At 48.6% G+C, this 13038-nt stretch carries 11 protein-coding genes; 7 read left to right on the top strand and 4 right to left on the bottom strand.

All coding sequences use genetic code 11. The annotated features are described in order from the left end of the window. Nucleotides 1–255: 255 nt before the first annotated feature. Both ACYVAM_RS27950 and ACYVAM_RS27945 read left to right on the top strand, forming a co-directional pair. Nucleotides 256–729, top strand: coding sequence for a nuclear transport factor 2 family protein (locus tag ACYVAM_RS27950; protein ID WP_461073287.1), 474 nt, complete (start codon nt 256–258; stop codon nt 727–729). A gap of 56 nt (nt 730–785) precedes the next feature. Further along, the gene (locus ACYVAM_RS27945) at nt 786–1364 is read left to right on the top strand and encodes a DsbA family protein (RefSeq protein ID WP_461073285.1); all 579 of its coding nucleotides are present in this window, start codon (nt 786–788) and stop codon (nt 1362–1364) included. Nucleotides 1365–1412: 48 nt separating this feature from the next. Here the strand turns inward: ACYVAM_RS27945 and ACYVAM_RS27940 are convergent, their stop codons facing one another. Further along, complete coding sequence (locus ACYVAM_RS27940; RefSeq protein ID WP_461073283.1) at nt 1413–3479, bottom strand: sigma 54-interacting transcriptional regulator; 2067 nt, start codon at nt 3477–3479, stop codon at nt 1413–1415. A 626-nt stretch (nt 3480–4105) separates the two neighbouring features. Here ACYVAM_RS27940 and ACYVAM_RS27935 point away from each other — a divergent pair. Together ACYVAM_RS27935 and ACYVAM_RS27930 are read left to right on the top strand one after the other, a co-directional pair. Continuing rightward, nucleotides 4106–4804, top strand: a complete 699-nt coding sequence (locus tag ACYVAM_RS27935) for an SDR family NAD(P)-dependent oxidoreductase (protein ID WP_461073282.1) — start codon at nt 4106–4108, stop codon at nt 4802–4804. A 41-nt stretch (nt 4805–4845) separates the two neighbouring features. Beyond that, the gene (locus ACYVAM_RS27930; RefSeq protein ID WP_461073280.1) at nt 4846–6165 is read left to right on the top strand and encodes an NAD(P)/FAD-dependent oxidoreductase; all 1320 of its coding nucleotides are present in this window, start codon (nt 4846–4848) and stop codon (nt 6163–6165) included. 123 nt (nt 6166–6288) lie between these two features. On the opposite strand, the gene ACYVAM_RS27925 is transcribed toward ACYVAM_RS27930, so the two are convergent. The 3 genes from ACYVAM_RS27925 to ACYVAM_RS27915 form a co-directional block, all read right to left on the bottom strand. Beyond that, entirely contained in the window at nt 6289–6852 is a 564-nt protein-coding gene (locus tag ACYVAM_RS27925; protein ID WP_461073278.1) for a hypothetical protein, read from the bottom strand. 1309 nt (nt 6853–8161) lie between these two features. After that, nucleotides 8162–9112, bottom strand: a complete 951-nt coding sequence (locus tag ACYVAM_RS27920; RefSeq protein WP_461073276.1) for a beta-ketoacyl-[acyl-carrier-protein] synthase family protein — start codon at nt 9110–9112, stop codon at nt 8162–8164. Beyond that, complete coding sequence (locus ACYVAM_RS27915) at nt 9033–9407, bottom strand: beta-ketoacyl synthase N-terminal-like domain-containing protein (RefSeq protein ID WP_461073274.1); 375 nt, start codon at nt 9405–9407, stop codon at nt 9033–9035. The genes ACYVAM_RS27920 and ACYVAM_RS27915 overlap by 80 nt, the downstream gene beginning before the upstream one ends. Before the next feature lie 118 nt (nt 9408–9525). On the opposite strand from ACYVAM_RS27915, the gene ACYVAM_RS27910 reads away from it, so the two are divergent. From ACYVAM_RS27910 to ACYVAM_RS27900, 3 genes are all read left to right on the top strand, one after another. Next, complete coding sequence (locus ACYVAM_RS27910) at nt 9526–10128, top strand: TetR/AcrR family transcriptional regulator (RefSeq protein WP_461073272.1); 603 nt, start codon at nt 9526–9528, stop codon at nt 10126–10128. Nucleotides 10129–10395: 267 nt separating this feature from the next. Beyond that, nucleotides 10396–11136 (top strand): SDR family oxidoreductase, encoded by a 741-nt coding sequence (locus ACYVAM_RS27905; protein ID WP_461073270.1) that lies wholly within the window; start codon nt 10396–10398, stop codon nt 11134–11136. A 68-nt stretch (nt 11137–11204) separates the two neighbouring features. Then, on the top strand, nt 11205–12626 hold the full coding sequence (locus ACYVAM_RS27900; RefSeq protein ID WP_461073269.1) for an MFS transporter: 1422 nt from the start codon (nt 11205–11207) through the stop codon (nt 12624–12626). Nucleotides 12627–13038: the final 412 nt, after the last annotated feature.

Genomic DNA, 13038 nt, shown 5'->3' with positions numbered 1-13038 from the left:
AAACGGCCTTGGCTAGTTGTAGGCCAGATACGGCTAACTCTAAAAAAATTGGAGTTATCGGGTGGATGTATCCATGGTTTTGGAGATTTTATTACGTTTCAATTGGTCTATCAGCCAGACATTTATAAAGAAAAGGTCGATCTGGGCTTTGCGTTGGCCATTTTCTATTACCCAGAGCCAATTGCCGTTACGTGGCACAGGAGTTGACCTGCTTTAGGTAGAAATCAGTTTGTCGTTCACCTAAATCCAATCGCCATGAAACTCTTCGTTACCTTCCTCCGCTGGCTTGTTGGCCCGTCCATGACGACCCTTATTGAGGAGCTTCACGTTCGTTTGCTCAACGACTGGATTCAGACACCAGCTCCGGCGTTTATTCATCCCCACTGCATCTGGAAACTGGACGATGGGCATGTTTGCACAGGTAATCACCAGGGGCGCGACTTTTTCGAAAACTACCAGCGCCGAATTGATAGCACCTACCCGGAATGGTACGAAGTTGTCAGTGAAGTCATTGGCTCTCCCATTGGCGGTATTGTGATTGGCAAATACCAATTTAAGCGCGAGAAAAATGGGCTTTGGTACAGCGCACCCTTTACCCATTTCTACCGGATTCAAAAAGGGCAAATCGTCAGCGGGTATTACTACATGGGGGAGGTAAGTACGCACTTAAGCCGGTGTCGACCTACGACCTATTTCCCCACTTACGGTGCCTTGCCTTCGCTCAACTAACGCATTGCCTTCGGGTAGAAATTCTACTGGTTGATCAACTTTCTCTTTTTTGGTTTATGAATTCGATAGCAAACAATTTCCTTGCCGACATGGGCGGTCCGGCACCTACCGTCGAGTTGACTGAGTTTGGTGACTTCACCTGCGGCCAGTGCCGCCGGAGCCGGAGCCTACTCACATCGGTGTTAAGCGCCTTCGATGGCCGGGTTCGGTATACCTACCGCCACTTTCCCAATGACCGGTTTGAAGCATCCAAAATGGCAGCACTGGCGGCTGAAGCCGCGCGCCGGCAAGATCAATTCTGGCCTATGCATCAGGCGTTATTTACCATGCCAACCGTTACCCGGACAACACTTTCTGTGCTTGCCATTAGTCTGGGGTTGCAATACCATCAGTTTCTAACCGATCTGGATGATGAAGACCTGCATCATCGGATTGAAGCCGACCGACGCGAAGGACACCAGCTCGGCGTACTGACGACGCCTACGCTGTTCGTTGGCGGGCAACGATTTTACGGAAAGATGACGCTGTCCCGTCTGGCTCCCCTAATCCAGTCTCACTTAAGTCGCCATACGCAACCCGTGCTCAGCAAAGTGGATGTTGTCAGGGGTATGATTTATTGGGGGCGAGGAGAATAAACGTGAGCGAATCCATTATGGTTCGACACGATGGTCACCATAAGTTCTTCAATCAGGATCAGTCGAGGGGGGATTGGGATCAATGTAAACGGTTTTACGAATGCCCAGTTTATCCATCCGATATTCCAGCGTTGTTGGTTTCAGATTGAGTGCTTCAGCCGCGCCATTGCTGCCCCGAATGCGGCCATTGGTGCGCTTAAGCACGGCCAGAATATACTCCCGTTCGGTTTGTAGCTGTATCTGTTTTATGTCGTTCAGGTCTTTAGGAGGGGAAATAGTAGGCTGCTCAGGATCACGAGTTGTGTTCTCCGGGGCCAAGGTAGGCCTGCTGGCCATGAAGAGATTGCTTACCAGAGGCCGACCTAATTCGAGGGGTGTTTGTCCGTCGTTAAGAATCACCGCCTGCTCCATGACGTTTTCCAGTTCCCGAATGTTACCCGGCCAGGCGTAGTTGACCAGTTCGTCAAGTACCTGAGGATTGATACCCCGAAAGGGTTTCCCCATTTTCCGGGCTGATTTCTGAGCGAAGAAATTAGCCAGTAGAGGAATATCCCCAGTTCGTTCGCGCAGGGCCGGTAACGTAATAGGGAAGGTTGCGAGCCGGAAATAAAGATCCATCCGGAAACGTCCTTCGGCCACTTCTTTTTCCAGACTACGGTTCGTAGCGGCAATAATACGCACATCGGTTTTTATGGGCGTTTTGCCGCCGATTCGCTCGATCTCTTTTTCCTGCAATACCCGCAAAAGCTTAGCCTGTAACTCCAGCGGCAACTCCCCGATTTCATCCAGGAAAATAGTCCCCTCCTGAGCCAGTTCAAACTTGCCGATCCGTTTTTCAAAAGCCCCCGTGAAAGCCCCTTTCTCGTGGCCGAACAGCTCCGACTCGATGAGTGTGGCAGGCAGCGCAGCACAGTTTATTTTGACCAAGATCTTGCCATTTCGGGGAGAGAGGTTATGAATGGCCCTGGCAATCAGTTCTTTGCCGGTACCGCTTTCCCCCAGAATCAACACCGTTGTATCGGTATGGGCAACCTGGTTTACCTGATCGAAAACTTGCAGTAAGGACTGGCTTCGGCCAGTGATTTCTTCGAAATTGGCGGTTGTTTTCACCTCTTCCTGAAGATAATTCTTTTCGCGCTGGAGCTGTTCACTGAGCCGGGCTACCTCCTCAAAAGCCAGGACACGCTCCAGCATTAGGACAATTGGCTGTTCTAACCGCTCTAACAGAGTCAGGTGCGACGAACGGTACACATCGGGCTTGCGGCTCAGAAACAGGATCGCGAACGAATTGTTGCCGTTCATTCGTAACGGCATGACCAGCCCTGACTGGAGCCGAAACGACTTTGCCAGAACCTGCCCATAGCGATGAGTTTGACAAAAATCGTCGAAGCTCTCTTCATTGTAGCGAACTGGTTCCCCAAAGCGCATTCCCGTTTGCATCGCCAGCAGTTGGTCCGCCGGAATACCCGTCATTGGTTGCAGATCGTTCAGGGTCAAGGTTTTATATTCATCAAATCCGATCTGATAAAAATTATAACTCTGATTAATCCCGTTCTTCTGGTACTGAATTGTCAGAAAGTCGAACGGTATATAGGGTTGCAGTAGTCTGGCAGCGCTCAGTAGTTTCTGCTCCCAGCTTTCCGAGGTAGACAAGGCGTCGGTCAGGCCAATTTGCAGGGCTTTTTCCTCCCGTAGTCTCATCTCAACACTGTGCGCGTGACGGTATCGGCTGATTTCCAGCGTTGTCAATATATCTTTTTCCCGAAATGGCTTCACAATGTAGCCGCTGGGCTGCGTCGCTTTTACCTGCTCCAGTACACTTTTGTTGTCATTCGCCGAGATGTAGATGAATGGAATGCCTTTGTCCTCCAATTGTTTAGCTAGGTCGATGCCGGTTTCTTTTCCTTTCAGATAAATGTCGAGCAACACCATATCGGGCCTATGCTGGGCAATAAGTGTCAGAGCCTCAGTTACTGAATCCGCTACCCCCAGGACGGGATATCCGGCAACGCGCAGAATCAACCTCAGGTCATTGGCGATGATGTATTCATCTTCCACGATCAATATCTGACAGGTGGAAGTGGAGGAAAGAGGAGGCTTGAGGTGTTGCTGCATAGCTTGATAACATCCGGAAAGGGTTGAATTCGGACTGCCTGTATACTGACCCTACAAGAATTGCGCCCGTAGCAGGGTAATAAGTAAAGGTAATCCGTTAATCTGCGGGTAGTTGTTCTTTATTATCTAACTGCCCAAAGCCCAGTAAGTATGGTAGAGAATATAATTTTTCTGATTAAAAATTTAATTTACCTATGTGTGTTGGTCGGCGCTCAATTCAGTATCCAGCCTAAGAAAACTACAGACAAGTTGTGGAAAAACCCAGATTTACTGGAGTTCTCCAATTTACAATGACGCTATCAGTAGCTATAAGAGGGAAAGCTGATGAAGGCCGTAAATGATGCCAATAGGCCTTTCTCCGATCCTGCCTAATCACGTTTGGCTTTCGGCCTGTGGTTAACCCCAATAAAAATGGAGTAGTCCACTAAAAGTCAGAGTTTTTTGGATGTTTATGCAGTTAGCGATCTTTTTTATCTAGGTAGAAATAGCCTTTTTTCGACTGATAAGGGCTGTTTATGAAATTCCTGATCGAAAAAGAATACTGGCACAAAAGCAGATAGAGAAGCTAAAGAGCTGGAATTTCAACGGATTTCATCCAGCTCCTGACAGACCAAAACTGTAAACTCATGGCTACTCTATTTATAACCGGTGCTTCTAGCGGGTTGGGCCAGGTCGTTACCCAAACCCTGCTGAACGAAGGACATCTTGTTATCGCTACACGTCAGTACAGCGACAACCCACAAACCCTTATTCATGGCTTCTCAGACCTGCTGTTTACATACGAAACAGATCTGTCCGACGAAGTTCAGGTTCAACCGTTGATACAACGGGTTATTCATAATCATGGCCCTATCGACGCAGCTATTCTCTTAGCGGGCGGGTATGAGGGTGGTTCGCTGGTGGAGACGACTGGCGACCTGCTGGAGCGTATGCTGACGCTGAATGTCAAAACGGCTTATTACGTGGTCCAGTCCCTGTTTGACCACATGAGCCACCAGCCCAATGGCGGGCGTTTCGTACTCATCGGTGCCCGGCAAGCCCTGAACGCCCAATTCGGTCGGCAAGCGGTGGCGTATACGTTATCCAAGTCACTGCTATTTGAATTGTCGAACCTGATCAATGCTTCGGGTAAGGAACACGATATTATTTCTACAGTGATTGCCCCCAGTGTCATCGATACCGCAGCAAACCGTCGGGCGATGCCGGATGCCGATTTTACGGCCTGGGTTGACCCACAAACACTGGCAGACACCATCGCTTTTGTGCTGTTTGGTGCGGGCCGCGCCCTGCGGGAACCCGTCCTTGAGGTATACAATCGAGCCTGATCGCGGGCTGGCAACTAATTCACTCGTAAATTAATTTACTCATGGAGGTCAATATTCCCGATTCCAGTTTACCCCGCGTTGTCATTGTTGGTAGTGGGTTTGGCGGTATACAGCTGGCGAAATCCCTGAAAGGAAAAGCGTTTGAGGTCGTCTTGCTCGACAAGAATAATTACCACACCTTCCTGCCTTTGCTTTATCAGGTAGCCACGGCTGGGCTGGAACCGGACGCCATTGCCGAGCCCGTTCGTGAAATCTTCAGTGGGCAACCCCATTTCCATTACCGAATGGCGGAGGTTCTTCGTATTGATCCGCAGCAAAATGAACTGACTACTTCCATTGGTACGCTGCACTATGATTTCCTCGTGCTGGCCTGTGGTTCACAGGCTAATTTTTACCAAAATGCAGAGTTAGCACGTCATGCCCTACCGATGAAGACGATGCGAAATGCCCTGGCCTTACGGAGCCGCCTGCTGGAAAACTGCGAGCGAGCCCTGGAGTTAACCGATAAACAGCACCAACTCGAACAGGTAAACATCGTCATTGCCGGGGGTGGCCCAACGGGCGTTGAACTGGCCGGTGCCATTGCCGAACTGCGCGATGTAGTCCTGACGAAAGACTACCCCGAGCTGCCCCTAAAACACATGAAGATCCACCTGGTCGAAACCAACAACCGCTTACTGAAAAGCATGGGAGAAGATTCGTCCCGGAAAGCCCGTCAGTTTCTGAATCGGATGGGCGTAACCGTGCATCTAAATGTTCTGGTTCAATCCTACGATGGAGCAGTCGTTGCGTTTAATAACGGCGACACCCATGCTGCCAGAACGTTGTTTTGGACGGCCGGGGTCGAAGGCGTGATTATTCCGGGGTTATCGCCCGTCAGCATTGGGAAAGGGAGTCGATATATTGTCAATGCGTGTAATCAGGTGGCGGGCTATGAGAATGTGTTTGCCATTGGCGATAATGCCCTTCAGGCACTTCCTGATTATCCACAGGGCCTTCCGGGCCTGGCCCCACCAGCCATTCAGCAAGGCCAATGGTTGGCTAAGAACTTAGTTTCCATGCGCCAGGAACAACAGCTTGAACCGTTTCACTACGTCAACAAAGGGGTGATGGCGGTTATTGGTCGAAATCGGGCGGTGGTTGAACTACCTTTCTGGCACACGCAGGGCTTTATAGCCTGGCTACTCTGGATGGGCGTACATCTATTGCTGCTGGTGGGTTTCCGAAACAAAGCGTCCACGGTCCTGAACTGGGCGGTCAATTATTTCAGCTATAGCCGGGCTTCGCGGTTAATTGCCCGCTTTCAGAATGCACCCGTCGAGGCCGTGACTAGCGTTTCCGGAGCCTCATTACCGCTATAATGCCAAATGGTTTAGTTGCCGATCATCAAAAAAGCCTTACTCCGTTTATTGTATAGAGTAGTTTAAGAAAATAAGAAGGGCTACCTCTAATTAAGCGGCACTTCTTTCGTGGCTGATTCAGTTCTATTCATCCACCTGTAGCCGACGAGTCAGGAACAGTAAGGCGATACTTAAGGCCATAAAAAACCAACCCGCAACGTGTGTAGAATACTCGGCGAGAGGCTGTAGTAAAAGCATAAAGGCGATTCCACCACAAATCAGTACGTTGAGGAGGTGAATAATTGTACCTGAACTATCCCGGCTTTCACCGGGTGTTTGCAGGCCAATAAATACGTATATGGCCTCTACAGCCTGAATCAGCCCCACCAGTATACCCCAGGCGCCAAATATAAGCGCAATGCCCTGATTGGGATGGTGGAGATAAAAAAGCAGAGCAAGGCCAGCCAAAATGTCCAGTAAACCACCTGTCAAATACCAGTTTGGGGCTGTCCCTGATAATCGGCTAACCTGCCGAAAACGAATGGCCAGCAGCCCGGCGATAATAAGGATTGTACTCGATGAAATAAGGACGAAGGACTGGGAGTCTTCTGCAAAAGCCATCAGTAGACCAATGCCAGCGAAAAGTCCCGAGCGCAGGTAAAGCAGCCACCAAGATCGCTCTGTTGAAGGAAGGGTTGAAAAAGTCATAGTCAGTTAGATTTCGAATAGCTATACACCGTCGTATGTCTATCTCTGTCATTCACATACTGGCGATTTACATGCCACTTCACCGTTCCGGCCGCTTATTCCGTAAACAAGCCTAAATTGTGCTTCTAGCGGTTTTTTCAATCCATTCTCACCAGTAAGCGCATGTGTATAACTCCAGACTCTTTGGATTTCCTGATGATTACTCCAAAAAAGTCAACAATTAGTTATATACATTATACGGGATAAGTTTCGGTCTGAAGCATTTTGCTGTCCTCATATTTTTTCCTTTAAGGGGAGTTTTCTTTTATCCATCCCCGCACGACTGAATACGATTGGTCAGGCATTCAAAGCGTCAATACGATACGATGTTCGATCAACTAATTGCAAAATGAGAACTTCATGGCTCAAAAGGGAAAATCTTTACGTTGATGTAGCCTTGTTGACCTTTAAGTTGGATTATGATGCCACCATTAAGGCAGATAGTAGCCATGTTCAGATTAAAGTCCGGGAAACTCTGAAATGGCATAAAATCAACAACCACTGTAAACTGGTTCAAAACCACTTCTCAGGTATGCCTGTCAACGGAGCGAAGCATGGATTCAAATCAATTACCCTGATTGGCTTTTGAGTAATATATGAATAGTGACTTGTAATCACGATTTTGCTCATTCTCTTTTAACGCTGGTATTATGCTCAGCCGGATCTGACCGGCTTGTCGAAGAGCCACTAATTGACCGATAGCCAGGTTCCTCGGTAGAAATCCAGGCCATACACATACAATAAAGCCCACTTCTGGTTGGAATAAGGGCCTTTGCATTCAATAAAATCAAGACAGGTATTCACCATGACAAGAGGGAAGGTAAAACGTATTGGCCTATCAAGGTAGGTGTATTTTACGGATTGACGACTAGGTACTTTAGGAAGAGCCGTAGACTAGTGATCAGATGGGACTACGAAAATAAGAGTCCGGTTGATCAAGCTTAGTCGAGGAAGTATGCCACTAACAGAGCCGCCGTGACCGATATGCCGTGGTCCGGCGCTTTGGTGCGGGACCATTGGACAGATTGTAAAATTCAATGCTCCCTGTACCCTTCGATCTGAGACATAAAAACGTTAATTCATGTAAGTAGCCAACCGGTACGTAGTCAGCTGAAATGGTATGTGAAATGTAACTTCTATTGATTAGTTTGTATAAACTAGTTCATGTCTAATCGTCCACCAAAAGGGCAGTTATCCCTATTAATTGAACGAGCCGTCATGAGCTACAAAAATCGTTCAATTAAACGTCCAACTGATTTTCACAAAACAGTTACACTTTCTGAAATACAAGCGTACTATTATGGCCCCCAAAACCGAACGTGTTACTCATCGCCGTTTTGACCGACATCTGAATCGCTTCGTTTAACACAATCTGTAAGGTGTCGGGAATGACTGGATCAACTTGCGTCGTATTGATCGTCGGCGGAATTATACCGTCCCGGATACTAAGCAAACAGATAATGGCTTCGATGGCGCCTGCGGCACCCAGTAAATGACCCGTTGTCGATTTGGTGGCGCTCATCTTCATCCGCATTTTTTGTTGACCCATCAGCTTCGAGATAGCGTTGACCTCTGACAGATCGCCAACGGGGGTTGAGGTAGCATGAGGGTTCAGGTAATCCATATCCGCTATCGTCAGCTTGGCTTCCGATAAGGCGAGTTGCATGGATTTCAGCGCACCAATACCCTCCGGATGGGTGGCTGTCATGTGATAGGCGTCAGCTGTCATGGCTGCTCCAACCAGTTCACCATAAATCGTAGCGCCCCGCTGAACGGCGTGTTCGTATTCCTCCAATACCAACGCCCCGGCCCCTTCACCCATAACAAATCCGTCCCGCTCGGTATCGAAGGGCCGGGACGCCCTGGTTGGATCATCATTCCGGGTAGACATCGCTTTCAACGCACTGAACCCACCAAACGAGGCCGGTGTGATCGGTGCTTCTGAACCGCCACTGATGACAATTTTAGCTTTGCCCAGCCGGATATAGGTAAAGGCGTCCATTAAGGCTGTGTTGGAGGTAGCGCAGGCGGAGACCGTTGTGTAGTTAATGCCCATATACCCATGCCGAATGGAGATCATCCCCGAGGCCATATTGATAATCAGTTTAGGCACAAAAAAGGGACTAAACCGAGGGTGCCCGTCACCCCGAACGTACTCGCTGACCTGCTCTTCGAATACCTCTATACCCCCCCTGACCGGAACCCCAGATAACGCCCACATCAAAGGGGTCCATCCGGCTCATATCAAATCCCGAATCAGCAATGGCCTGATCGGCGGCAATCAGGGCATATTGGGTGAACCGATCGGTTCGCTTGATATCCTGGTGGCTTAAATAGGTGGATGCCGTAAAGTTTTTAAGCTCACACGCAAACTGAGTTCGAAACAGGGATGCATCAAACCGCGTTATGCGGGCCGCCCCCGACTGCCCCGCAACCACGTTTTGCCAAAAGGTGGGCACATCATGGCCTAATGGGGTCAGCGCGCCAATACCGGTAATCACAACTCGATGTAACATGCTTTTTACTGGTGAATTGCCCCGGCCCCTTAACGCGCCAGAGCGGGTTCATGTAGTAGTACGAAAAAAAAAGTGTCACAAAGATAGGATAAAAAATACCAAATGGTATATTTGCGTCATGAACAATGATGTTTCAAAAGCCGACCGCACCCGCCAGTTCATTATTGAAACGACGGCGGGGGTATTCAATACGAAAGGGTATGCCGGTACGTCGATTGCGGATTTGACCAACGCTACCGGACTGACCAAAGGTAGTATTTATGGCAACTTTGCCAGCAAAGAAGAAGTGGCGCTGGCTGCCTTTGATTATAACCTAGCCTTGATTCAACGGGCCACGCAGCAACAAATGAGCCAGGCCCTCACCTGCCAGCAGAAACTGTTGGTCTATGCGCGGGTGTATCACAGTTTCAATCAGAAAGGCTTTCCTATTGGGGGCTGCCCTATCCTAAATACCGCCACCGAAGCCGACGATACCAATAATCTGTTAAAAGACAAAGCAGCAAAAGCGGTTCTGGCCTGGAAGCGAACGATTGTCGAGATCATTAAAACGGGCATGGCTTCCGGGGAATTTAAAGCCAATGTGGAGCCTGATTCAACGGCATTAGCCATGATTGCCTTAATTGAAGGCGGCATCATGATCGCTAAAGTGACCAACAATCCGGCCAGCCTGAATAAAATCCTAATGACTCTGGAAGCACTCATTAATCAACTTGCAGACTAGTCTGGCACCGGTATTCATCCACACCTGTTGACCAATACGGATCAACAGCCAGTCTAGCCTCAAACCAATAGCGTATGCGTTTACGTTTGTTTTTTGCCTAAAAATATACCAATCAGTATTTTATGAACACGACGCGTTTGATTTTACGAACGACTCCGGTGATGGCAGCCGCAGTAATTCCGCTGAATGGCGGGCCATCCTCTTGAACCTATCGGCACGCCGACCATCAGTTCCTATTGACAACTATTTCAATTAAACGACAAACCAATGAAAACCACCAACAACACGGTATTGATTACCGGAGGCAGCGCCGGTATTGGCCTGGAAATCGCTAAATCATTGTCGGCCAGCGGCAATACCGTTATTATAACCGGCCGGGATCAGGCACGGCTTGATAAAGCCCTTACCCAGTTAAACCAGGCGACGGGGATTCTCAGCGACGTCAGTAAAGAAGGCGATGTGGACGCGCTGGTTAGCCGGTTGGCGGAGGGCTTTCCGACCCTCAATCTGGTTATTAACAACGCAGGCCGGGCTATTCTGTATGATATTGCCAAGAGCGAAGGGGCTTTTGACAGCGCTCAGGACGAGATGCTTACCAACTACCTGGCCGTTATTCGGTTGAATGAAAAGTTATTGCCCATCCTGAAAACACAAGCCGAAGCCGCCCTTGTCAATGTCTCCTCCGTCGTGGCTTTTGTTCCGGGGAGTCTGGCTACCTATTCGGCCAGTAAAGCGGCTCTGCACTCCTACACGCAATCGTTACGGGTGGCCTTGAGCCGCACTAGCCGGGTGAAGGTGTTTGAATTGATGCCTCCTCTGGTCGATACGGAATTCTCCGCCATGATCAATGGCCACACGGGCATCGCCCCATCGGACGTGGCTCAGGCCTTTATCGACGCGCTGGCAACCGACACCTACGAAATCCGGGTCGGCAATACGCAGGTGATTTATGAGCTGTATCGTCAATCACCCGACATGGCCTTACAGGTCATGCAGCCTGCCCGGTAATCGTAGGCCTACATAACTCAGCAAAAAATCACTAAGCCGCTCTAAACGGACTATTAATCAGTTAACACGTGAAAAAAGAACCATCCAGCTGGATTGCTTTACTGGTCGTGCTGACGGCCCCGTTACTCTCTGTTATTGATGTATTTATCATCAATGTAGCGGTACCGGCTATCCAAAAAGGAATACACGCTACCGATGGGCAGGTACAACTCGTCATTGCCGGTTATTTGCTGGGATATGCTTCCTTTCTGATAACCGGGGGGCGAACCGGCGATCGTATTGGTCGGAAGCGCACATTCTTCTGGGGGATGCTCAGTTTTACGGTCTTTTCCTGTTTTTGCGGCTTGTCAAACACCGCGTTTCAGTTGAATACGATGCGCTTTCTGCAAGGAATCAGTGCTTCGTTCATGGTCCCTCAGGCCATTGCTTATATACAAGTACTGTTTACTGATCCTAAAGACCGATCAAAAGCCATTGGCTATTTCGGAATAACGCTGGGTATTGCGTCCATCACCGGGCAGGTACTGGGCGGGTATCTAGCCGATAAGCAGTTTATTGTCGATGGCTGGCGGTTGATATTTTTCATCAATCTACCCATTGGACTGGCCGCTCTTTGGGCCACACATGCCTATTTACCGGAAACCCAAAAGCAAGATCAATACCCACTTGATTATTCAGGAGTGGCGATCTTGACACTGGGTCTGTTCTGTCTGATTGTTCCCCTTATTATGGGTCGGGAATCAGGCTGGCCCTGGTGGAGCTTTACGTTACTTTTTCTTTCTGGGTCAATGTTTAGCTATTTCATCATCGATCAGCAGAAAAAACGTGCACAAGGCCTTGAGCCGCTCATTGACCTGGCCTTGTTTACCAATAAAGACTTTGACATCGGTCTGCTTGCCGCCGTATTTCATTTTATGATGCATACATCCTATCTGCTCATTAGTGCCGTTTTTATGCAGAATGGGCTTGGCCTTTCGCCCTTAGTTTCCGGCTTATATTTTGTGCTGCCGGGCCTGTTGTTTACTCTCTCGTCAATGGCCGCGGCCAAACTCATCATCCGCTATGGTCCGGGTGTTCTTCAGGCTGGTCTGGTTCTACTCATGATTACGCTACTGCTCCAGGTTATCTACTTCCGAGCCAATGTCAGTGGCTTTACCTTGTTTGTTCTCCAGGGAATGTACGGGCTTGGCAATGGGCTGGTACTACCCTCCCTACTGAATATCACCCTACGCAGCGTGCCAACTCGGTACGCGGGTGCAGCGGCAGGCATTTATTCTACCAGTCAGCAAACAGCTTCTGCGCTAGGCGTGTGTATTGTGGGTGGCATTTTCTATTCGCAGCTCACACCGTCTGTGCCGAATATGAATTACGTCGAGGCCTTTGAGTACAGTATGGGAGCCAATATCATTTGTCTTGCTATGGTGAGCCTTTTGCTTTTCTTCCTGCCGGATAAAGTAGTGAGGGATAAATCACCGATCGTTAGCGAATGAGTCACGTATTGAAGAATACAATTTTTTAGAAAAACTTAACCAATTGAGTTAAATCCATTGATTAATGACTATAAGTACCTTAAGCTAGAAACCCGACTACGCTGATTTCGTATACTATTGCTCAAAAAACCAAAATCCCTAATAAAAGTCAAAGTTATTCAGATTTTGGTGAGGTTTTGGTTATGTTCCGACGTAGCCTTTAAACTCATCCCCTCATACAAGTTATTGATAATAAGATTATTATATATTTTATGAGTCTAAAGAAAAGGGTGCTAAGTAAGCATCCCAGGCTTGGCATGCGTCTTGTTACTGGGTTACTTAGACAACCATTTCGAGTAACCAGATTCCGCTATGACTCCCCTGGCACAAACCATTCGCTCAATTTATCAGTCACTCGAGGAAGGGAAGATCG

The sequence above is a fragment of the Spirosoma horti genome, from assembly GCF_054776595.1.
This window is presented reverse-complemented; position numbering and strand designations above follow the sequence as displayed.

What these genes read in the sequence shown, in the direction of transcription:
- ACYVAM_RS27915 (WP_461073274.1), bottom strand. Translation starts at nt 9,407, where the DNA reads ATGTTACATCGAGTTGTGATTACCGGTATTGGCGCGCTGACCCCATTA.
- ACYVAM_RS27940 (WP_461073283.1), bottom strand. Translation starts at nt 3,479, where the DNA reads ATGCAGCAACACCTCAAGCCTCCTCTTTCCTCCACTTCCACCTGTCAG.
- ACYVAM_RS27925 (WP_461073278.1), bottom strand. Translation starts at nt 6,852, where the DNA reads ATGACTTTTTCAACCCTTCCTTCAACAGAGCGATCTTGGTGGCTGCTT.
- ACYVAM_RS27930 (WP_461073280.1), top strand. Translation starts at nt 4,846, where the DNA reads ATGGAGGTCAATATTCCCGATTCCAGTTTACCCCGCGTTGTCATTGTT.
- ACYVAM_RS27935 (WP_461073282.1), top strand. Translation starts at nt 4,106, where the DNA reads ATGGCTACTCTATTTATAACCGGTGCTTCTAGCGGGTTGGGCCAGGTC.
- ACYVAM_RS27905 (WP_461073270.1), top strand. Translation starts at nt 10,396, where the DNA reads ATGAAAACCACCAACAACACGGTATTGATTACCGGAGGCAGCGCCGGT.
- ACYVAM_RS27950 (WP_461073287.1), top strand. Translation starts at nt 256, where the DNA reads ATGAAACTCTTCGTTACCTTCCTCCGCTGGCTTGTTGGCCCGTCCATG.
- ACYVAM_RS27910 (WP_461073272.1), top strand. Translation starts at nt 9,526, where the DNA reads ATGAACAATGATGTTTCAAAAGCCGACCGCACCCGCCAGTTCATTATT.
- ACYVAM_RS27920 (WP_461073276.1), bottom strand. Translation starts at nt 9,112, where the DNA reads ATGTGGGCGTTATCTGGGGTTCCGGTCAGGGGGGGTATAGAGGTATTC.
- ACYVAM_RS27945 (WP_461073285.1), top strand. Translation starts at nt 786, where the DNA reads ATGAATTCGATAGCAAACAATTTCCTTGCCGACATGGGCGGTCCGGCA.